This window comes from Streptomyces sp. DSM 41931 (genome assembly GCF_050271085.1).
GTDB classification, from domain to species: domain Bacteria; phylum Actinomycetota; class Actinomycetes; order Streptomycetales; family Streptomycetaceae; genus Streptomyces; species Streptomyces albogriseolus.
This window is the reverse complement of sequence record NZ_CP189902.1, coordinates 2980525-3002225: the sequence shown is the minus strand read 5'-3', so window position 1 is coordinate 3002225 and position 21701 is coordinate 2980525. Positions and strand designations below refer to the sequence as shown.

Here is a 21701-nt window from a genome sequence, read left to right as displayed (position 1 = left end):
GCGTAATCCGGCAGGTGGTTGATGGGTCTCGGTCAAGACCGGAAATGGTTGCGGAATGATCACATGATTTCACCGCGATCGGGCTTGCATGCTCCCGCCCCCTCACGGCCACAGCAGCTCCCTCACCCACCCCTCCCCCTCCCTGCGGTACCGCAGCCGCACATGGCGGCGGTGGGGGTCGCCCTGGAAGAACTCCGTCTCGTCAGGGGCCAGGTGGTAGAGGGTCCAGGACGGGGCCGGGGTGGCGGGGGCGCGGCGGGCCCGGTCCCAGGCGGCCTCGGAGGCGCGGGTGAGGTCCTCCGTGGAGGGGAGCACCGCGCTCTGGCGGCCGGTCAGGGCCGCGGCCAGCGCGCCCGTGGTGCGGGCGTGCAGGTCCGCCTGGGCCTCCTCCGGCGGTGCGGCCGTGACGGGGCCCCGTACCCGCACCTGGCGGCCCAGCACCGGCCAGTAGAAGGCGAGGGCCGCGTACGGGCGGGCGGCGAGGTGACCGCCCTTGCGGCTGTGCGCGTGCGTGGCGAACGACCAGCCCCTCTCGTCCGCCCCGTGCAGCGTCACGATCCGTACGTCCGGCAGGCCGTCCGCGTCCGCCGTCGCCAGGGACATGCTGTGCGGCTCGTGCTGCCCCGCCGCCGCGGCGTCCGCCAGCCACCGCGCGAACAGCGGCAGCGGCTCGGCGGGGGCCCGCTCCGGGTCGAAGGCGCGCAGGTCGGTGACGGCCGGGTCCCACACCCGCAGGGACCGCAGCAGTTCGTGGAGGTCGGGTTCCATGAGGTGATTGTCGGCCCCCGGCAGGAGGCGGCCGTCTCAGATCGATCCGAGGTCCGACGACACCCACCGCTCCGGGCGCATCCGTACGACGACCTGCTCGCCGTGGTTCTTCCACGCGAAGTCCACGTACCCCTCGACCTTCTCGGCCGGCAGGTAGCGCGTCGAGATCTCCCGCAGCCTCTCGACCGTGGCGGGGGAGGTGTCGACGACCGGGCCCTCGACGGAGACGTAGCGGATGGTCGGCTCGACGCGCTCCACCAGGAGGGAGAAGCGTCCCGCCGCCTGGAGCAGCCGGTTCTTGCGGGAGTGCAGGCCGGTGAGGATCCACACGTCCCCGCCGGGCGCGTACTGGTACCAGATCGGCACGGTCAGCGGGGCGCGGCCGTCGCCCGCGTCCACCGCGAACGCGGCCACGCGCGGTTCGGACAGGAACTGTTCGCGCTCTTCTCGGGGCAGGGCCATGGCGGTTCCTCCAGCGTCGTCGGCGTCGGGGCGGGCACTCGGGCCTGCGGCCGGGCGGTACAACGCCGGCCGTGCCGGACGTGTTCCGCGCGTCGCGCCCCCACCATCGGAACCGGACCGCCCCGGGGACGCGACAGGCGGCGGTCCACCGGAGTGAACCGCCGCCCGGATGACAGGAAGTGCGAGGTCGCGCGGGGGTGCGGGGCCGTGCGCGGTTACTTGGTCGGCTTGCGCCCGGTGACCCCCAGGTGCAGCAGCAGCGCCAGGTTCGGCTTGATCTCGGCCTGCTTGACGCCCCAGGAGGAGAAACCTTTCTGGTGCGAGGCCACGGCCGCCAGCATGGCGACCAGGGACCCGGCGATCGCGCCGGGATTGACGTCCTTGTCGATCCGCCCCTTCGCCTGGAGCTCGGAGACCGCCTCGGCGAGGGAGGTCTCCACGGCGTTGAGGACCTTCAGCCGGATCTTGGAGAAACGTTTTTCCCCTTCGGCGGCACCGAGATCCACCACGCGCAGGATCGCGTCGTTGTGCCGCCAGAACTCCAGGAAGCCGTCCACCAGTTCCTGCGCCGTCTGCCAGCCGGCCCGCCCGCTCCAGGAGCGTCCCCGGACCAGTTCGGTCAGGGAGCCGCTCTCCGCCGCCATGGTCTCGGCGAGCTCCAGGACGGCGCCCTCGACGTCCGGGAAGTACTGGTAGAAGGTGGCCGGCGAGGTCCCCGCGCGGCGGGCGACGTCGATGACCTTGACATCCCGGTACGGGGACGAGCTGAGCATCTCGCTGAGGCAGTCGAGCAGCTTCTGCCGGGTCTCCTGCCCACGCCGGCCGGCCACCCGGCCGTCGACGGTACGCACTTGTCCTGTCATGCCGTCAGCTTACCGACGGGGTTCAGGAGCGCGATTCGGCCGACTGCAAATGGGGTGCGGGGCCCGAAGAACCCTGGTGTGCCTCGTCGGCGGGGCGCGGGCGGCGCGGCTAGGTTGTCGACATGGCCGAAAACAGGGCATCGCAGTACACGGAGGGCACCCCCTGCTGGGTGGACGCGCAGCTGCCCGACGTGGAGGCGGGCAAGCGGTTCTACGGTGAGCTCTTCGGCTGGACCTTCGAGGACCAGCCCACCGGGACGGTCCGGGCGCTGAAGGTCGGCGACCCCGTCGCCTCCCTCGCGCACAAGACGGACGGACGGCTGCCGACGGTGTGGACGGTGTCCTTCTGCACCCCGGACGCCGACCGCCTGTGCGCGCGCATCCGCGCGGCCGGCGGACAGGTGGTCGCGCCCCCCGCGCCGTTCGGCGACCTCGGCCGCACCGCGCTCGTCACCGACCCCGAGGGCGCGGTGTTCTCGCTGTGGCAGCCCGGGACCGCGGCGGGCTTCGGACGCCGCCACGAGCCGGGCGCCTTCGCCTGGGTCCAGCTCTACGCACGGGACACGGAGACGGCCAACGCCTTCTACGGCGACCTCTTCCACGACGCCCTGTTCGGCGAGGGGGCCGACCCCGACTTCGGGCGCGCGTCCGTCACCGAGGTCTTCGCCCCCGAGATGCCGCCGCACCTCCTCGTCCACTTCGCCGTGACGGAGCTGGAGCCCGCCATGGAGGAGGTGACCCGGCTCGGCGGCCGGGTCCAGGTGCCGCCCTTCAGCACCTCGTACGGGACGGTGGCCGTCGTCACCGACAATCAGGGGGCGTCCTTCGCGCTGCTGCGCCGCTGACCGTACGCTCGGTGCGCCGCCGCGGTCCGTCTCCCGTGCACCGTCCGACCGTCCATTCGAGTCATATGTAAACCTGGACACCCGATTTGTCTGCCGGTTCGCACCAGGGGGCCCGGACAGGAAGAATCGGGGTGCGTGCCGCCACGGCGGTGCGGTGGTGAGACGCTGCACTACGGTCGCGCACAGGTGGTGGCGCGACGCGTACGGGGAGGTGGCAGGCAAGTGGTGGATCAGCTGACGCAGCACGATCCGCGGCGCATCGGGCCGTTCGAGGTGCTGGGACGGCTGGGAGCCGGCGGCATGGGGCTGGTCTATCTCGCGCGCTCGGCGTCCGGCCGGCGGGTGGCGATCAAGACGGTCCGGACCGAGCTGGCCGAGGACCAGCTCTTCCGGGTGCGGTTCACGCGCGAGGTGGAGGCGGCCCGAGCGGTCTCCGGTTTCTACACGGCGGCCGTCGTGGACGCCGACCCGCGCGCCGCCGTGCCGTGGCTGGCCACCGCGTACGTCCCCGCCCCCTCGCTCGAGGAGATAGTGAACGAGTGCGGGCCGCTGCCCGCGCAGGCGGTGCGCTGGCTCGCCGCGGGCGTCGCCGAGGCGCTCCAGTCGATCCACGGCGCGGGCCTGGTCCACCGCGACCTCAAGCCGTCCAACGTGCTGGTCGTCGAGGACGGCCCCCGGGTGATCGACTTCGGCATCGCCTCCGGGGTGTCCAACACCCGGCTGACGATGACCAACGTCGCCGTCGGCACCCCCGCCTACATGTCCCCGGAGCAGGCCAAGGACTCCCGCAGCGTCACCGGCGCGAGCGACGTGTTCTCCCTCGGCTCCATGCTGGTCTTCGCCGCCACTGGCCACCCCCCGTTCCATGGCGCCAACCCCGTCGAGACGGTCTTCATGCTGCTGCGCGAGGGCCCGGACCTCGAGGGTCTGCCGGACGAGCTGCGCCCGCTCATCGAGGCGTGCATGCAGATGGACCCCACGGCCCGGCCCAACCCCGCCGACCTCCAGGCGCAGCTCGCCCCGCACCTGTTCGGCTCCGGCTCCGACGACAGCGGCACGGCGTCCGCCTGGCTGCCCGAGCGGGCGGTGAGCCTGATCGAGGCGCGCCGCGGCGGCCGCCCCGCCAGACCGCCGCAGAACAGCGGCCGCAGCGGCGGCGGCGCGGGCGCGCGTCCCCACGTACCGCCTCCGCCGCCGCACGACCCGGTCGTCCCGCCGCCCCCGTCCCAGGCGGCCCCCGTAGGGGCGCCCGGCACCGGGCCCGTCCGGCTGGCGGGCGCCGCGGTGCCCATCGGTCCCGGCCCGCGCGTCGCCGACACGCGCGCGGCCGCCGTGCAGGCGCCCCCGCCCGCCGTCGCCCTGGCCGCGACCTGGACCAAGCCCCGCCCCGGCGTCAACGGCGCCGAGCCCGCCGCCGTGTCCGCGCCCCCGGCGCCCGCCGCGCCGCCGGAGCAGCCCGGCGGCTGGCGCCCGTGGCGGTTCCGCATGTCCAACGACGTGTGGGGCACGCCCGCCGTGGCCGGCGACCTGGTGTACGTCACCTCCTTCGAGGTGCACGCCCTGGACGTGGCCACCGGCCGGCGCCGCTTCAAGACGCGCGACGTCGCCTGGTCGATGGCCGTCGCCGACGGCCGCATCCACGCCTCCGACGGACCCACCCTCTACGCGCTCGACGCCCGCGAGGGCGGCGACCTGTGGCGGCTGAACACGGACGCCTGGGTGTACTCCCTCAAGGCCGACCGCGGCACCGTCCTCACCGGCACGCGCGGCGGCGGCGTCCAGGGCCGGGAGGCCTCCACCGGGCAGAAGCTGTGGGAACTCACCGGCTGCCAGACCGACTTCGAGTCCCCGGAGGCCGGGCCCGCCCTCTTCGACGGCACCGCCTACGTCTGGCAGGACGCCCGGCTGCGCGCCCTGGACGCCCGCACCGGCGAGGAACGCTGGTCGTACCCGATCGGCGACGCGGCCTCCTGCGGCGGCGTCCCGGTCCGCCTCACCTCCGCGCCCGACGGCTACGTCTACGTCTGCGCCGGCACCCGGGTGCTCGCCCTGGAGGCCGCCTCAGGGCACGTCCGCTGGCACTTCGAGGCCCCGGCCGTCTTCCTGTGCCCGCCCGCCTTCGTGCCCGGCCCCGCGGTCACCGGCGGCGGGGTGTACCTCGCCGACTACCTCGGCACGGTGTACGCCCTGGACGCCACCGACGGCCGCGACCGCTGGCGCATCGCCACCGAGGCCCGCTCCTCGGTCGAGCCGGTGCTGGTCGCCGCGGGCCATGTCCACGTGGGCAGCGGCAAGGGCCTCTACACGCTGGACGCGGTCACCGGCACGCCCAAGTGGCGCTTCCAGTCCGGCGGCGACATCGTGGGCGCGCCCGCGGTCGCCGAGGGGCGGATCCACTTCGGCTCCAGCGACCACCTGTTGTACACGCTGAAGGCCGACGACGGGCGGCTGCGCTGGAAGCTCGCGACCGGCGGCGAGATCACCGGCTCGCCGGTGGTGCGCGACGGCGTGGTGTACGCGTGCAGCAAGGACCGCTGTGTGTACGCGCTGGACGCGGAGAAGGGCACGGGCACGGCGCGGACGGCGTGAGACGCGCCGTCGCCGGCGTCCCCGACGCCCTGCGGGACGGCCGTCGTGCCGGCGGCACGGAAGGGGCGCGGACGGCGGCCGCCACTGGGGGGCGGCGGTGTCCGCCGCCCTCGGGGCCGACGCTACGCCGCGTACGGGACGGTCGCCAGGTAGTGACATGGCCGTGACACAAAGATCGCTAGCCTGACGGTCATGACTTCTCGGGGGAAGACACTCAAGCTCACGGCTGTCTCGACGCTCGTCGTCCTCGCGCTCACCGGTTTCTCCACCGGCCGCGGACACGGAGGCAGCAGCGGCGACGGCGGGGGCGGCGGCGGATGCAGCAGCTCCAGCCAGAACCACGACTCGTCGAGCGGCGGTTCGCACCGCGACGACGACGATGACGACTACGACGACGACTACGGCAGCGGGTCCGGCGGCTCCGGCGGCTCGGAGGCGTCGATGTCCCCGGACGCCGCCACGGTGACGCTGGTCGACTGCGTGTCCGAGGAGACGCCGTACGCCACCGTCGAGGTCGCCAACACCGACACGGTGGACGGCACCTTCTCGGTGACGGTGGTCTTCAGGGACGCCGCAGGCGAGGAACTGGTCCGCCGCACCGAGGAGGTCACCGTCCCGGCGGGCGGGACCACCCCGGCCAGGGTGCCGGTGGACGACGAGGCGAGCGTCCCGCTGATCGACGAGTGCGAGCTGGACTCCTACGCCCCGGCGGCCTGACCGCGCCCCCACGTGAGAGGGGCCGTTTCCGGTGTCGTACGACACCGGAAACGGCCCCTCTCGACGATTCGGCCGCGGCGGCTCCCCCTCCGTGCCGCCGCGGCCGGTCCCCGTGCGGGAAGAAGGCTCAGCGGCCGTCCCGGTCCAGGGCGGGCGGCGCCGGGGCGTGCTGGTCCAGCGTGGTGACCTCGCCGATGCTCGGCGGGGCCGGCGCGTGCTGGTCGAGCGTGGTGACCTCCGGGTCGTCCTTGCTCGGCGGCGTCGGCGCGTGCTGGTCCTGCGTCGTGAACTCCGGCTCGTTCGTGGCTTCCGTCATGACGTGTACAACCCCCAACAGGTGGACTGGGACGTGCGGTTGAACGACCCGTTCGGCGACTCCCCCGAAGGTCGCCGAACGGGCGCTCCAGCGGGTCTCAGAGCAGAGATGAGCCCCTCGGATCCGCCTGCCCCCCGACGCGACGCATCCGTTCCACAAGAGTGGCAGCCCGCCATAAACGTTCGATGAACGCCTCCGGCTGGCCGCCTCAGGCCACCGACAGCGGGGCGAGCAGCCGGCGCACCTGGGCGGCCTCGGCGGAGCCCGACTCGTCGTACAGGGTCAGCGCCTCGCGCCAGCAGGCGCGCGCCCGGTCGCCGTGGTCCAGGGTGTCCAGCGCCCGGCCGAGCAGGGTGAGGGCGTTGGCCCGCATCCAGTCGCCGCCGATGCAGCCCATCGCCAGGGCCTGTTCGGCGTGCCGGGCGGCCCGCGCCGGGCGTCCGGCCCGCAGGTGCACCTCGGCGATGCGGTAGTGGGTCGTGCCCTCCCACAGCGACTGACGGTTCTCCGCGAAGATGCACAGCGCCTCGTCGAGCTGGGCCAGCGCCTCCGAGGAGCGCCCCGCCTGGCTGAGCACGATCCCGGACGCGTACCGGGCGTTCGCCAGCCGCACCGACATCCCCAGTTCGTCGTAGATCTCGACGCCGCGCCGGGCGAGTTCGACGGCCTCGCCGCTGCGGCCCATGGAGGCGAGGGTGCGGGAGAGGTTGCAGACCGCGCTGGCCTCACCGGGCCGGTTGCCGTCGGCGCGGAAGGCGTCGATCGCGCGGAGGAAGTACCCCTCGGCGTCCGCGTACCGGGCGGTGCACAGGGCGATGATGCCGAGCTGGTTCGGGGCGGTGCCGTTCGCCCACGGGTCGTCCGCCTCCCGCAGCAGCGCGTCCGCCCGCCGCGTCTCCTCCTCGGCGGCCTCGAACCGGCCCGCCTGGCTGAGCACCTGGGCGACGGTGACACGGGCCCGCACCTCGGCGCGGGCGTCCCCGAGAGCGGCCGCCGCCTCGCACGCGGCCCGCGCGGTCTTGCGGTACTGGCGCGAGTCCACCCCGGACTCTGCGAGGTCGATGGCGGCGACCAGCAGGTCCACGGCCCGGCGCACCATGGCCGCGTCCAGCGACTGCTGCACGCAGGCCAGCAGCGGCCCGGCCTCGCTGTGCAGCCAGTCCAGCGCCTTCGCCGCGCCGCCGAACTCCTCGCCCTCGAAGCGGCCCTTCTCCAGATGGGCCACGGTCCGGTCGCCCGGCCGCTCGATGCCGTACACGCGCACCGCCGTCGCCAGGTAGTAGTCCAGCAGCCGCGACCGGGCGGCCTCCCGCTCGGCGGGCGGCTGCTCGTCCCGCTCGGCGCACGCACGCGCGTAGAGCCGTACGAGATCGTGGAAGCGGTAGCGGCCGGGGGCCGCCGACTCCAGCAGGGACGTGTCGACCAGGGACTCCAGCAGGTCCTCCGTCGCGTCCGCCGCCAGGTCCAGCAGGGCGGAGGCGGCGGCCAGCGAGATGTCGGGGCCGTCGGCCAGGCCCAGCAGCCGGAACGCGCGCGCCTGCGCCGCGTCCAGCGCGCCGTAGCCCAGCTCGAAGGTGGCCGCGACCGCCAGGTCGCCCGCCTGCAGCTCGTCCAGGCGGCGGCGCTCGTCGGCGAGCTTCGCCGCGAGGAACGACACCGTCCAGGTGCGGCGGGCGGCCAGCCGGGAGGCGGCGATGCGGATGGCCAGCGGCAGGAAGCCGCAGGCGGCCACCACGTCCAGGGCGGCCTCCCGCTCGGAGCGCACCCGCTCCTCGCCGACGATCTTCGTGAAGAGCGCCAGTGCCTCCTCCGGCGCCATCACGTCCAGATCGACCAGGTGCGCCCCGGCCAGGCCCACCATCCGCACCCGGGACGTCACCAGCGCCGCGCAGCCCGCCGTGCCCGGCAGCAGCGGCCGTACCTGCGCCGCGTCGCGCGCGTTGTCCAGCAGCACCAGCACCCGGCGGCCGTCCAGCACCGAGCGGTACAGGGCCGCCCGCTCCTCCAGGGAGTCCGGGATCGCCGAGTCGGGGGTGCCGAGGGCGCGCAGGAAGGAACCGAGGACCGTCTCCGGCTCCGCGGCGCGGGCTCCGGCACCCTGGAGGTCGACGTAGAGCTGGCCGTCCGGGAAGGCGTCCCGGGCGGTGTGCGCCACATGCACGGCGAGGGTGGTCTTGCCGACGCCGCCGATGCCGGCGAGGGCGGACACCGCCATCACCTGCCCCTGGCCGCCGGTGGCCGACGCGAGGACCTCGCCCAGCTCCCGCACGAACGCCGCGCGGCCGGTGAAGTCCGGCACGGTCGCGGGAAGCTGGGCCGGGCGCACGGGCGCGGGCTCCGACGCGGGCTGCCTGGCGGGCGGTTCGACGAGGGCCGGGTCGGCCTCCAGGATGCGCTGCTGCAACTCGCTCAGGCGCGGGCGCGGGTCGACGCCCAGCTCGTCGGCGAGCAGCCGGCGGGTGTCGGCGTACACCGCGAGCGCCTCCGCCTGGCGGCCGCTGCGGTACAGCGCCAGCATCAGCAGCTCGCGCAGCCGCTCCCGCAGCGGGTGCGCGGCGGTCAGCGCGGTCAGCTCGGAGACGGCCTCCGCGTGACAGCCCTGCTCCAGGTCCATGTCCAGCCGCGTCTCCAGGAGTTGCAGCCGCCACTCCTCCAGGCGCACCCGCTGCGCCTCCGCGTACGGTCCTGGCACCCCGGCCAGCGTCTCGCCGTCCCACAGCGCCAGCGCCTGGCCGAGCAGGTCGCGGGCGCGGTACAGGTCACCGGTGTTGCGGGCCTTCTCCGCCTCCGCCGCCAGCTCCTGCGCGGCCGCGAGGTCCAGCGCGCCCTCGCCGAGCCCGCGCACGGCGTACCCGCCGGACTCGCTGGCCAGAACGCCGGCATCCAGCACCTTCCGCAGCCGGGACGCATACGTGCGCACCGCGGCCAGCGCCTGCGAGGGCGGCTCCTCGCCCCACAGGGCGTCGATCAGCTCGGCGGCCGTCGCGGTGCGGCCCTCGCGCAGCAACAGTGCGGCCAGCAGGGCGCGTTGCTGCGGACTGCCCGTGGCGACCGGGACATCGCCACGCCAGGCGCGCACCGGACCCAGCACGCCGAACCGCAGCGCCACCGGCTCCGGGGAGGAGCCGGGACCCCGCCGCTCGGGTCCTCGCGGCACACCGTCCATGCAGTCCCCCTATGCATTCCGAGCAACTACGCCAGTTTGCCTTCTCCTGACGCAGGAGTCAGCCGTGCGAGACACCGATCACACGGGGAGCGACGGGCCGCCACGGACTCCTCACATGTGCGACCTCATCCGTCCAGATCCACCCGTACCGTGAGCAGTTCGGCCCCGATCGCACGGACGGCGGCGCTGTTGAAGCGGGGGAGGGAGCGCAGCCGGGCAACCGGGTCGTCGTCGGGCATCAGGTGGGCGGTGCCGGTGTGCCAGCGGCCCCGGACGCGCACCCGCACCCGGGGGTCCGCCTTGATGTTCCGCACGTACTGGGAGCGTTCGCCGAACTCCGACACCAGCCAGAAGGCGTCGCCGACGCGCCGCCCGCCCACCGGGGTGGTGCGGGGCAGGCCCGACACGCGGCCGGTGGTCTCCAGCAGGGTCTGGAACGGCATCCGGCGCAGCAGGGGGTTCCCGACGCGGCGCTGGAGTGCCGTGGCGACGCGGTACTTGCGTTCGGCGCGAGAAGTCATCGTGGCGCAGAGCCTACCGGCGTCCCAGGAAGACGGGGTTGGTGAAAGCGGCCAGGCTTCCGGGCAGCGGCCCGGCGACGGCCGCGTGCCGCACCTCCGCCCGCACGTACGCGGCGTACGCCGGGGTGGTCCGCCACTCCACGGCCCCTTCCCCGCTCGCCGGCAGCGGCGCGGAGGTGTGCAGCACGCCCTGGTCGGTGACGAGGCGGACGGTGCAGCCGGGGGCGCCGGTCACCTCGACGCGGACGGTGACGGGGGAGTCGTCCGCCACCCGCAGCCGCTCGCCGATCCCCGCGTGTTCGCCGCGCGGGCCGGACGCGGAGAGGGCGAGGGAGACGGCCGCGGACTCGGCGACGTAGCAGCGGCCGGCCCGGATGCCGTCCAGGACGGCGCGGCGGGAGAGGTCGTCGGCGAGGACGACGGTCTGCGGCAGGCCGACGGTGTCCGGGTCGCGGTGCGCGTCGCTGCTGCCCATGGCCGGAATCCAGTCGCGGCCGTCCCGCACGGACGCGACCAGCATGCCGTCCCAGTCGGCCAGCGCCACCTCGTCGTCGGGCGTCCAGGGGCCGTTCCACACCTCGACCGCGTCGGCCTCGCCGAAGCCGAACTTCCAGTTGCAGCCGATGCAGGTGGCGTGCGGATGGGCGGGGACGACCAGGCCGCCGGACCGGCGGATCTGCCGGGCGAACCGGCCGAAGCGGTTGTCGCGGGCCCGGTAGCGCCAGTCGACGAAGGTGCCGGGGTCGGTGCCGAGCGCCACCACGTGCCCGTTGCGGGTGGTGACCTCCTCGCCGAGCAGCACCAGCAGGTCGTCGCCCGCCGCCTCGGCCCAGTGGGCGTGCGCGGAGTGGGTGTTGTGGTCGCTGGAGTTGACGAAGTCCAGTCCGGCGGCGCGGGCGAGCGCGGCGATCTCCTCGGGGGTGCGGCGGCCGTCGGAGTGCCAGGAGTGCAGATGGCAGTCGCCCCGGTACCAGTCCCGCCCCCGCCCCTTCGCCCGCTCCGGCGGATACACCGGCCGGGGCGTCCGGCCCTGCTCGCCGAACGTCAGCGTCACCGTGATCTCGTACGAGAGGCCCTGCGGGGCGACCGTGTAGGGGCCCAGCGCGATGTGCCAGGTGCCCGCGCGCACCGGGCCGGGGAGATAGCCGGGGGTGGCCTCGTCGGCGCGCAGGAAGAACTCGGTGCGCGCTCCGCCGGACCAGCCGCGGAAGCCCTCGCCGCCGAGGCCGGTGCCGCGCTCGTCGAAGACGCCGATGTCCAGGGCGTTGCCCGCGGTGCCGGCCGGGACCTGGGGTCTGTCGTAGGTGTAGGCGACCCTGATCTCGCGTACGCCGTGCGGCACTTCGACGGGGACGTACACGAAGTCGGGGGCGCCGGGCTCCAGGGTGCCCCGCACGGTCCTGGTCCGGCTGCGGCCCTCGGCCGCGGAGGCGAAGCTCACGCTCCCCAACGTAACCGCGGCGGCGGCGCCGGTCAGGAAGACGGCGCGCCGTCCGACGCCGGCCTGATGCTCCTCGCACATGCTGCTGCTCCCGGGTGTCGGTGAGGACAGGGCTGGGTGACGCAGGGGTGGTGCGGTGCAACCTTTGTATTGAGCAGTGAACTGCCGTGGAAGGGAAGGGAATCGACGGATTTCGGATCGGGTCCGTGGCCAGGGCGGGCGCAATGCCGACCGGTCGGTATGGACAGGGGGGCAGCGGGCGGGTATGCATGGGGCGTCGTCCGCGTACGAAAGGCCGCCCATGCGCATCGCCGTCACGATCTTCCTCACCGACGAGACGATCACCCCGGTCCGGCTGGCCCGGGAGCTGGAACAGCGGGGCTTCGCCGGGCTGTACCTGCCCGAGCACACGCACATCCCCGTCGAGCGCACCAGCCCCTACCCGGCGGGCGGCGAGCTGCCCCGCGAGTACGGCCGCACCCTTGACCCCTTCGTCGCGCTCGGCCAGGCCGCGGCCGTCACCGGGCTGCTCGGGCTCGGCACCGGCATCACGCTCGCCGCACAGCACGACCCGATCGACCTGGCCAAGCAGATCGCGACCCTGGACCACCTCTCGGGCGGCCGGTTCACGCTGGGCGTCGGCTTCGGCTGGAACGTGGAGGAGGCCGCCGACCACGGCGTGGAGTGGCGCACCCGGCGCGCGCTCGTACGCGACCGGATCGGCCTGATGCGCGCCCTGTGGGCCGACGAACCCACCGCCTACGAGGGCGAGTTCGGAAGCGTCCGGGCGAGCACCGCGTACCCCAAGCCGGTGCAGAAGCCGCGCGGCCCGGTGAGCGGCCCGCGCACCCTGGTCGGCGGGGCGGCCGGACCGAAGCTGTTCGCCGACATCTGCGCCTACGCCGACGGCTGGCTGCCGATCGGCGGGCGCGGCCTGACCGAGGCGCTGCCCGCGCTGCGCTCCGCCTGGGCCGACGCCGGCCGCGACCCGGCCGCCCTCCAGGTCGTCCCGTACGCGGTCCGTCCCAGCGCGGGCAAGCTGGAGCACTTCGCCGAGCTGGGCGTCGAGGAGGTCGTGGCGCAGCTGCCGCCGGCGGGGGAGACGGAGGTGCTGCGCGCGCTGGACGCCCTCCAGCCGTTCGTGGACGGACAGGGGTCCTGATCACGCCGAACGTATGCTCACAGCATGACGACTTCCGCGACGTCCGGAACCGGCGGCCCGACCGAGAACTCCCTGCGCCGCGCGCTCAGGCGCGCCCGCGACGGCGTCTCCCTGGACGTCTCCGAGGCCGCGGTCCTGCTCCAGGCCCGCGGTGAGCATCTGACGGACCTCTCCGCCTCGGCCGCCCGGGTCCGCGACGCGGGCCTGGAGGCGGCGGGGCGGCCCGGCGTCATCACGTACTCCAAGAGCGTGTTCATTCCACTGACACGGCTCTGCCGGGACACGTGCCACTACTGCACGTTCGTCACCGTGCCCGGCAAGCTGCGCCGCGCCGGGCACGGGATGTTCATGTCGCCGGACGAGGTGCTGGACATCGCCCGCAAGGGCGCCGCGCTCGGCTGCAAGGAAGCCCTCATCACCCTCGGCGACAAGCCCGAGGACCGCTGGCCCGAGGCCCGCGAGTGGCTCGACGCGCACGGCTACGACGACACGATCGCCTATGTCCGCGCCATCTCGATCCGCATCCTGGAGGAGACGGGACTCCTCCCGCACCTCAACCCCGGCGTCCTGACCTGGACGGACTTCCAGCGTCTGAAGCCGGTCGCCCCGTCCATGGGCATGATGCTGGAGACCACCGCGACCCGCCTGTGGTCCGAGCCCGGCGGCCCCCACCACGGCTCCCCGGACAAGGAACCGGCGGTGCGGCTGAGGGTCCTCGAGGACGCGGGCCGCTCCTCGGTCCCCTTCACCTCCGGCATCCTCATCGGCATCGGCGAGACGTACGAGGAGCGCGCGGAGTCGCTGTTCGCCCTGCGGAAGATCTCCCGCGCCCACCACGGCATCCAGGAACTGATCATCCAGAACTTCCGCGCCAAGCCGGACACCGCGATGCGCGGCATGCCGGACGCGGAGCTGGACGAACTGGTCGCCACGGTCGCCGTCGCCCGCCTCGTCCTCGGCCCCGCCGCCTGCCTCCAGGCCCCGCCGAACCTGGTCGACGCCGAGTACGGGCGGCTGATCGCGGCCGGCATCGACGACTGGGGCGGCGTCTCCCCGCTCACCATCGACCACGTCAACCCCGAGCGGCCCTGGCCGCAGATCGAGGAACTGGCCGAGCAGTCCCGCGCGGCCGGCTTCGAACTGCGCGAACGCCTCTGCGTCTACCCGGAGTTCGTGCGGCGCGGCGAGCCCTGGCTGGACCCGCGGCTGCGCCCGCACGTCGCCGCGCTCGCCGACCCGGCCACCGGCCTCGCCCTCCCGGACGCGCTGCCCGAGGGGCTGCCCTGGCAGGAGCCGGACGAGGCGTTCACCGCCACCGGCCGCACCGATCTGCACCGCACCATCGACACCGAGGGCCGCACCGGCGACCGCCGCGAGGACTTCGACGAGGTGTACGGCGACTGGGACGCCCTGCGCGAGGCCGCCGCACCCGGCATGGTCCCCGAGCGGATCGACACCGACGTGCGCGAGGCGCTGCGCACGGCCGCCGACGACCCGACGAAGCTCACCGACGCCGAGGCGCTGGCCCTGCTGCACGCCGACGGTCCCGCCCTGGACGCGCTGTGCCGGGTCGCGGACGACGTGCGCAAGTCGGCGGTCGGCGACGACGTGACGTACATCGTCACGCGCAACATCAACTTCACCAACGTCTGTTACACCGGCTGCCGCTTCTGCGCCTTCGCCCAGCGCCGCACCGACGCCGACGCGTACACGCTGTCGCTGGAGCAGGTCGCCGACCGCGCCCAGCAGGCGTGGGACGTCGGCGCGGTGGAGGTCTGCATGCAGGGCGGCATCCACCCGGACCTGCCCGGCACCGCCTACTTCGACATCGCGCGGGCCGTGAAGGAACGCGTCCCCGGGATGCACGTCCACGCCTTCTCCCCGATGGAGGTGGTCAACGGCGCGACGCGTACGGGCCTGTCCATCCGCGAGTGGCTGACCGCCGCCAAGGAAGCCGGCCTGGACACCATCCCGGGCACGGCCGCCGAGATCCTCGACGACGAGGTCCGCTGGATCCTCACCAAGGGCAAGCTGCCGGCGGCGACCTGGATCGAGGTCGTCGAGACGGCCCACGACCTGGGCATCCGCTCCTCGTCCACGATGATGTACGGCCATGTCGACCAGCCCCGCCACTGGCTCGGCCACCTGCGGACCCTGGCCGGCGTCCAGCAGCGGACCGGCGGCTTCACCGAGTTCGTGACGCTGCCCTTCGTGCACACCAACGCCCCCGTCTACCTGGCCGGCATCGCCCGCCCGGGCCCGACCGTCCGCGACAACCGCGCGGTCACGGCGATGGCCCGCCTGCTGCTCCACCCCTGGATCCCCCACATCCAGACGAGCTGGGTCAAACTGGGCGCGGAGGGTGCGGCGGAGATGCTGCGCTCCGGCGCGAACGACCTCGGCGGGACGCTGATGGAGGAGACCATCTCCCGTATGGCGGGCTCCTCCTACGGCTCCTACAAGTCGGTCAAGGACCTGATCGCGGTGGCGGAGGCGGCCGGCCGCCCGGCGAAGCCGCGCACGACCCTGTACGGCGAGGTCCCCGAGGAGCGCCGCCGCGCGGCGGAGGCCTCGGACGGCCATCTGCCGGAGCTGCTGCCGGTCCTCGACTGACTCAGGGCCCGCCCCCTGCTGGCAGTAGGATGATCCGACCCGCTTTCGGTAGCTGAGGAGTGCGTACCGGTGTCTGCCCGTCTTCCTTCGTGGGCCTGGGTGACCGGGCTGACCACGGGGGCGATAGCCGTGGTGGCGGTCCTGGGCGTCCAGGCGGACCAGGGCACCAAGCCCGTCGCCGCCACCACGCCGCCGAAGGCCACGGCGACGGCGGACCCGAAGCCGTCCGCCGCCCCGCCGGAGAAGCCGTCGACGCCGGCCGTCCCCGCCGACTCCGGCACCGGCCGCCGCATCGTCTACTCCCTCGGCCAGAAGCGCGTCTGGCTGGTCGACGCCAGCGACGCCGCCCGCCGCTCCTTCCCGGTGTGGCCCGGCACGGTCTCCCCGGACCCCGGCTCCTACGCGATCGGCGCCCGCAACGAGGCCACCACCGGCAGCGACGGCGTACCGGTGGAGCACATCATGTACTTCGCCCAGAAGTCCGGCGTCTTCGTCGCCTTCTCCAACGCGGTCGACGGCTCCTCACCCCCGCCCGCCGACCCCGGCGCCCAGACCGGCGGCATCCGCGTCGCCAAACAGGACGGCAAGGCCCTCTGGACCTTCGGCACGGCGGGCACCACGGTCCACGTGGTGAAGTAGCCGGGAAAGGCATACACATGGCGCGCGGGCGGGTTTCGCTCCAGGAGCTGGTGCGGCGGCGGACGCGGGCCGGGCTCGTCGCGCGCAGTGCCGAACGGGAGCTGTTCCGGGGCAACTTCGACACCGCACCCGAGGACGGACGGCACCGCTTCCTGTTCCATGTGCACGGCACCGCGGGCGTCGGAAAGACGCGCCTGGTCAAGGAGTTCGAGCATCTGGCGCGTGAACAGGGCGCGTTGACGGCGTACGTCAACGAGACCTCCGGCTCCGTCCCCGAGGTGCTGGAATCGGTGTGCCGTCAGTTCGCCTTACGGGGCCACCGGTTGAAGGACCTGGAGCGGATGCTCGCGACGCACCGCGAGCGCCGCCACGAGGCGGAGACCGCCGCCCTCGCCGCCCTCGACCCCGCCCCGGACGGCGCCCCCTCCACGGGCGGCATGGCGCTCGCCCGCGCCGGACTCGCCGGACTCGGACTCGTCCCCGGCGTCGCCCCGTTCACGGCCGTCCTCGACCCCGCGCAGCTCGCCCACGGAGCCGACCGGCTGCGCTCGGTCCTCGCCGCCCGCTTCCGCAGCCACGAGGACGTCCGCCTGGTCCTCGATCCGGCGAGCGTCCTCACCCCCGTCCTCACCGACGAACTGGACGCGGTCGCCTCCGACGTCCCCTGGATCGTCCTCCTCCTCGACACCTACGAGCGCACCGGCCCCTTCCTCGACGCCTGGCTGCACGACCTGCTCACCACCGACCGTTACGGAGCCCTGCCCGACACGGTCGTCGTCGTCACCGCGGGACAGCACCCCGCCGACCCGGCCCGCTGGGGCACGTTCGCCGACTTCATGACCTCCCTGCCGCTCCAGCCGTTCACCGAGGCGGAAGCACGCGGACTGCTCGCCGAGCGGGGCGTCACCGCCGAACCCGTCGTCGCCGAGGCGCTCCGCCTCACCGGCGGCCTCCCGGTGCTGCTCTCCACGATCGCCGGCACCCGCCCCGCAGGACCCGAGGACGTCACCGACCCCAGCGCCACCGCCGTCGAACGTTTCCTGAAGTGGGAGCAGGACCCCGGCCGCCGGTTCGCCGCCCTCGCGGGCGCGCTGCCCCGGCTGCTGGACGCGGACGTCTTCGCGGTCGCCGCCGACTGCGACCGCGACCGCGCCGAGGAGCTCTACGCCTGGGTGGAGACCCTGCCGTTCGCCGACCGGCTCGGCGGCCGGATCCGCTACCACGACATCGTGCGCGCCCCCATGCTGCGGCTCCAGCGCGGCCGCTCCCCGCGCGGCTGGGCCGACGGCCACGGCAGGCTCGCGCAGGCCTTCCGCCGGTGGCGCGAACAGACGGAGAGCGGCCGGGACACCGGCACGCTGTGGCTCGACGAGACCTGGTGCGAGCTGCGCCTCGGGGAGCTGTACCACCGTCTGTGCGCCGCCGGCCCCACGGCGGTCTCCGACACCCTGCGGGACCTGGTGGATGCGTGCGACCAGGGGGAGGCGCTCGCCGCCCGCTGGGTCCGGGTGCTGGAGGACGCGGGGCGGGACGCGGGCGCGCCGGGCGTGAGCGCCTGGGGCGACCGGCTGTCGGCCGCGCTCGCCTCCGGCGGGACGCGGGCGGTTCTCGACACCCTGCTGGACTGGGCGGGGCACACCCCGCTTCCCGTCCCGGGCCGGCTGCCCGTCCGGCGCGGCGGCGACGAGCCGTCGACCACACCCGGCGGCGGCGTGCCGGCCGGCCCCCCCGACTTCCCCGGCGACCCCGTGGGGGCCGACCCCATGCTGTGGGACCTCGACCTGGCCGGGGCGCCGGCGGACGTCGACTGGATGTCACAGGAGCAGGCCCGCCTGACGACTCCCGCGGACGTCACCCTCCCCGCCCCCCTCCTCGCCCGCATCCACCGCGACCGCGCCCTCGCGCACGCCGCGCGGGGGGACCACGCCTTTGCCGTCACCGAACTGAGCGGGGCCCTCGCCCTCACCCCCGACGACGCCCGCACGCTCGCCCTGCGCGGCGAGTACCTGCGGGCCCTCGGACTCCACGCGGAGGCCGTCGCCGACCTGGAGCAGGCCACCGCCCTCGACCCCGCCGACGCCTACGCCTGGGCCTCCCTCGGCGCCGCCCGCCTCACCCTCGGCCACCCGGAGGGAGCCCGTACCGCCCTGGACCACGCCCTCGCCCTGAGGCCCGACTACACCTGGGCGCTGGTCCGCCGCGCCCGGGTGGCCCGGGAGCTGGGCGACCCGGAGGGCCGCCTCGCCGCCCTCGACCGCGCCGTCGCCGCCGAACCCGACTCCGCGTGGGCGCACTGCGAACGCGGGGACGCCCTCCGCGCCGCCGACCGCGACCGGGAGGCCCTGGCCGCCTACGACCGGGCCCTCGCCCTCGACCCCGGGTACGCGTCGGCGTACGCGAGCCGGGGCGTGGCCCATCACCGCCTGGGCCATCTCGACGAGGCCCTCGCCGACCTGGACCGCGCCCTGGAGCTGAACCCGTCGTACGCCTGGGCGCGCGAGCGGCGCGATGCGGTCGTACAGCACCGCGACGGCTGAAACCGGGCGACTCCCGACCGTTCGGGTCGCACTCCGCACAGCGAACCGGAGGGCGATCCGGCCTCGCAGCCGACCGTCCCCGTTCGATTACAGTGCAGGGCGTCGTACATGCGGACGGTCCCGGGGAGGTCTTGGTGGCTGGTACTGCCGGGCCCGTGTGGGGGCGCCGTGAGCAGCAGGATTTCCGCAGCCGGGTGCGCGGAACGCTGCTCGGGGTGGCCGTGGGCGACGCGCTGGGCGCGCCCGTGGACGGCCTGGACGTCGACGCCATCCGCCGGACCCACGGCGCGGAGGGCCTGACCGACCTCGCCCCCGCCTACGGCCGGCGCGGCGCCGTCACCCACCACACCCAGCTCACCCTCTTCACCGTGGACGGCCTGATCCGCGCCCAGGTGCGGCGCGACACCGGCGCGTGGCACCCGCCGACCGACCTGCACCGGGCGTATCTGCGCTGGGCCACCACGCAGCGCGACTGGGGCCCGGACGAGCGGCGCAAGGAGGACGGCTGGCTGGCCCGGGAGGAGTGGCTGTACGCCCGCCGCGACCCGGCCCGCCCTCTGCTCCTCGGCCTGGGGGACGCGACGATGGGCACGCTGGACGCGCCCAAGAACCCCGGCGAGGCCGGCCCGGAGGCGGCGGCCCGGTCGGCGCCGTTCGGGCTGCTGGTCGGCTGGGACCCGCAGCTGGTGGCGCAGCTCGCCGTGGAGTGCGCGGCGCAGACCCACGGCCACCCGGTCGCCTTCCTCGCGGCGGGCGCGTACGCGGTGCTGGTGCACGCGCTGGCCCGGGGCGACAGCCTGGACACGGCGGTGCAGCGCACCCTCGCCCTGCTGGCCGCCCGGCCCGGCCACCAGCCGGTGACGGACGCCCTCCAGCGCGCCCTGGGCGCGGTACGGCAGGGGATGCCCGGCGCGGAGCGCGTCACGGAACTGGTCGGCGCCGCCACCGCCGAGGGCCTGCTGTCCGCCGCCGTGTACTGCGCGCTGGTGGGGGAGGACGTACGGCACGGGCTGTGCCTCGCCGTGAACCACAGCGGCCCCAGCGCCGCGGCCGGCGCGCTGACCGGCGGCCTGCTGGGCGCCCTGCACGGCGAGACGGCCCTCCCGCCGGCCTGGCTGGCCGAACTGGAGGGCCGTCCCACGGTCCTGGAACTGGCCGACGACTTCGCGATGGAAATGACCCAGGGCCCCGCCCTCCACACCCCCGCCTCCGCGTCCCCGGCCTGGCTGACCCGCTACCCAAGAGGCGCCTAGGGATCACGCCCCTCAGGGGCGCGGGGAACTGCGCAAAGGGGGTCCGGGGGCGAAGCCCCCGAGGGACGGGACGGGAAGGGGCGGAGGGGGCGAAAGAACCCCTAGTCCTTCACCGGAGCCCCGGCAACCTCCCCCGCAGGCGCGGGAACAGCCACCGCCTCCCCGTCCCCGTCGGAGTTCACCCGCTCGATGATCGCGACCCTCTCCTCCGTGTCCTCCGGCTTCACCCACCCGACCACGACATACAGCACCAGCGACACGGCCAGCGGAATGGACACCTGGTACTCCAGCGGCACCCCACCCTCCACCGACCAGTGGACCGGGTAGTTCACCAGCCAGAACGCCACCAGCCCCGTCCCCCAGCTGACCAGCGCGGCGGTGGGCCCGGAGCGCCGGAACGGCCGCAGCAGCCCCAGCATCATCGGAATGGCGATCGGCCCCATCAGCCCGGCCACCCACTTGATCACCACGGTGATGATGTCCTTGAACGTCGGCGAGTCGACCTGCGTGGCCACGGCCATGGACAGCCCCAGGAACACCACGGTCGTGACCCGCGCCGCGACCAGCCCGGACCGTTCGCCCCAGGCGCGCGCCCGGGCGGACAGCACCGGCGCCACGTCCCGGGTGAACACCGCCGCGATCGCGTTGGCGTCCGAGGAGCACATGGCCATCGTGTGGGAGAAGAAGCCGACGATGACCAGCCCCAGCAGTCCGTGCGGCAGCAGCTGCTCGGTCATCAGGGCGTAGGAGTCGGACCCGTCGGCCTTCTGCGACTCCACGAGCAGCGGCGACATCCACATCGGGAAGAACAGCACCAGCGGCCAGACGAGCCACAGCACCGCCGACAGCCGCGCGGACCGTGCCGCCTCACGCGCGTCGGAGGTGGCCATGTACCGCTGGGCCTGGTTGAGCATCCCGCCGTTGTACTCGAACAGCTTGATGAAGAGGAACGCCAGCAGGAACACCGTGCCGTACGGCCCGACCAGCGGCTTCCCGTGCCCTTGGAGCTCCGGCTGGTCCCATGCGCCGAGGAAGCCGCCGTGGTCGCCGAGCTCCAGCACCACCGCGACGAACATCGTGATGCCGGCCAGCAGCTGGATGACGAACTGTCCGAGTTCCGTCAGCGCGTCCGCCCACAGCCCGCCGATGGTGCAGTAGACGGCGGTGACCGCGCCGGTGATGAGGATGCCCTGGTTCAGGGAGACCCCGGTGAACACCGACAGCAGGGTGGCGATGGCCGCCCACTTCGCGCCGACGTCCACGATCTTGAGCAGCATCCCTGACCAGGCCAGCGCCTGCTGGGTGCGCAGGTCGTAGCGGTTCTTGAGGTACTCCAGCGGCGAGGCCACGTGGAGCCGGGAGCGCAGCCGGTTGATCCGCGGGGCGAACAGCCTGGAGCCGATGGCGATGCCGAGGGCGATGGGGAAGGACCAGGTGACGAACGAGGTGACGCCGTAGGTGTAGGCGATGCCGGCGTACCCGGTGAACATCACCGCGCTGTAGCCCGACATGTGGTGGGAGATCCCGGAGAGCCACCAGGGCATCTTGCCGCCGGCCGTGAAGAAGTCGCTGACGTTGTCCACCCGCTTGTGCGACCAGACACCGATGGCGACCATCACGGCGAAGTAGCCGATGAGCACCGCCCAGTCGAGACCGTTCATGTCCCCCCTTCCAGGGTCCGCCTTGTGAACACCGCTCAGCTGGTTGGCACTTCGCCTGAGCGGGGCAGAAGCAGGGAAGGGTGCGAAGTGCCCGCTCATCGTGGGCGCTGTGGCGGGAGCACGACAAGAAAACTACAGGCCAAGACCA

General features: G+C 74.1%; 16 protein-coding genes. 8 read left to right on the top strand and 8 right to left on the bottom strand.

Annotated elements, in window-relative coordinates; all coding sequences use genetic code 11:
* Window positions 1-102 precede the first annotated feature (102 nt).
* The 3 genes from ACP7TJ_RS13800 to ACP7TJ_RS13790 form a co-directional block, all read right to left on the bottom strand.
* Entirely contained in the window at window positions 103-768 is a 666-nt protein-coding gene (locus ACP7TJ_RS13800) for a pyridoxine/pyridoxamine 5'-phosphate oxidase (RefSeq protein WP_193459155.1), read from the bottom strand.
* 36 nt (window positions 769-804) lie between these two features.
* Window positions 805-1230: a pyridoxamine 5'-phosphate oxidase family protein gene (locus tag ACP7TJ_RS13795; protein ID WP_167743407.1), complete on the bottom strand. Its 426-nt coding sequence runs from the start codon at window positions 1228-1230 to the stop codon at window positions 805-807.
* Between the two features lie 215 nt (window positions 1231-1445).
* Complete coding sequence (locus ACP7TJ_RS13790; protein WP_193459214.1) at window positions 1446-2081, bottom strand: TetR family transcriptional regulator; 636 nt, start codon at window positions 2079-2081, stop codon at window positions 1446-1448.
* A 134-nt stretch (window positions 2082-2215) separates the two neighbouring features.
* On the opposite strand from ACP7TJ_RS13790, the gene ACP7TJ_RS13785 reads away from it, so the two are divergent.
* The 3 genes from ACP7TJ_RS13785 to ACP7TJ_RS13775 all read left to right on the top strand — a co-directional run bounded on the left by ACP7TJ_RS13785 (window position 2216) and on the right by ACP7TJ_RS13775 (window position 6244).
* Window positions 2216-2938 carry a VOC family protein gene (locus ACP7TJ_RS13785; protein ID WP_427763333.1) on the top strand — a complete coding sequence of 241 codons (723 nt, stop codon included), beginning with the start codon at window positions 2216-2218 and terminating at the stop codon, window positions 2936-2938.
* Window positions 2939-3160: 222 nt separating this feature from the next.
* Window positions 3161-5527: a PQQ-binding-like beta-propeller repeat protein gene (locus ACP7TJ_RS13780; RefSeq protein WP_367471525.1), complete on the top strand. Its 2367-nt coding sequence runs from the start codon at window positions 3161-3163 to the stop codon at window positions 5525-5527.
* 192 nt (window positions 5528-5719) lie between these two features.
* Window positions 5720-6244 (top strand): hypothetical protein, encoded by a 525-nt coding sequence (locus tag ACP7TJ_RS13775; RefSeq protein ID WP_427763331.1) that lies wholly within the window; start codon window positions 5720-5722, stop codon window positions 6242-6244.
* Between the two features lie 127 nt (window positions 6245-6371).
* Here the strand turns inward: ACP7TJ_RS13775 and ACP7TJ_RS13770 are convergent, their stop codons facing one another.
* From ACP7TJ_RS13770 to ACP7TJ_RS13755, 4 genes are all read right to left on the bottom strand, one after another.
* The gene (locus ACP7TJ_RS13770) at window positions 6372-6560 is read right to left on the bottom strand and encodes a sigma-like protein (protein WP_086701378.1); all 189 of its coding nucleotides are present in this window, start codon (window positions 6558-6560) and stop codon (window positions 6372-6374) included.
* 208 nt (window positions 6561-6768) lie between these two features.
* Window positions 6769-9726, bottom strand: a complete 2958-nt coding sequence (locus ACP7TJ_RS13765) for an AfsR/SARP family transcriptional regulator (protein WP_427763329.1) — start codon at window positions 9724-9726, stop codon at window positions 6769-6771.
* A gap of 125 nt (window positions 9727-9851) precedes the next feature.
* Window positions 9852-10247 (bottom strand): nitroreductase/quinone reductase family protein, encoded by a 396-nt coding sequence (locus tag ACP7TJ_RS13760; protein ID WP_093768929.1) that lies wholly within the window; start codon window positions 10245-10247, stop codon window positions 9852-9854.
* Between the two features lie 13 nt (window positions 10248-10260).
* The gene (locus ACP7TJ_RS13755; RefSeq protein ID WP_427763326.1) at window positions 10261-11769 is read right to left on the bottom strand and encodes a CehA/McbA family metallohydrolase; all 1509 of its coding nucleotides are present in this window, start codon (window positions 11767-11769) and stop codon (window positions 10261-10263) included.
* 220 nt (window positions 11770-11989) lie between these two features.
* Between ACP7TJ_RS13755 and ACP7TJ_RS13750 the strand changes: the two genes are divergently transcribed.
* The 5 genes from ACP7TJ_RS13750 (at window position 11990) to ACP7TJ_RS13730 (ending at window position 19892) form a co-directional block, all read left to right on the top strand.
* Complete coding sequence (locus ACP7TJ_RS13750; protein ID WP_266398115.1) at window positions 11990-12850, top strand: LLM class F420-dependent oxidoreductase; 861 nt, start codon at window positions 11990-11992, stop codon at window positions 12848-12850.
* Window positions 12851-12874: 24 nt separating this feature from the next.
* The gene (locus tag ACP7TJ_RS13745; protein WP_401407967.1) at window positions 12875-15463 is read left to right on the top strand and encodes a bifunctional FO biosynthesis protein CofGH; all 2589 of its coding nucleotides are present in this window, start codon (window positions 12875-12877) and stop codon (window positions 15461-15463) included.
* A 69-nt stretch (window positions 15464-15532) separates the two neighbouring features.
* Entirely contained in the window at window positions 15533-16102 is a 570-nt protein-coding gene (locus ACP7TJ_RS13740) for a L,D-transpeptidase (RefSeq protein WP_167743401.1), read from the top strand.
* Window positions 16103-16119: 17 nt separating this feature from the next.
* Entirely contained in the window at window positions 16120-18639 is a 2520-nt protein-coding gene (locus ACP7TJ_RS13735; protein ID WP_427763323.1) for a tetratricopeptide repeat protein, read from the top strand.
* Window positions 18640-18773: 134 nt separating this feature from the next.
* Complete coding sequence (locus ACP7TJ_RS13730) at window positions 18774-19892, top strand: ADP-ribosylglycohydrolase family protein (protein WP_167743400.1); 1119 nt, start codon at window positions 18774-18776, stop codon at window positions 19890-19892.
* A gap of 101 nt (window positions 19893-19993) precedes the next feature.
* On the opposite strand, the gene ACP7TJ_RS13725 is transcribed toward ACP7TJ_RS13730, so the two are convergent.
* On the bottom strand, window positions 19994-21553 hold the full coding sequence (locus ACP7TJ_RS13725; RefSeq protein ID WP_427763321.1) for a sodium:solute symporter family protein: 1560 nt from the start codon (window positions 21551-21553) through the stop codon (window positions 19994-19996).
* Between the last annotated feature and the right edge of the window lie 148 nt (window positions 21554-21701).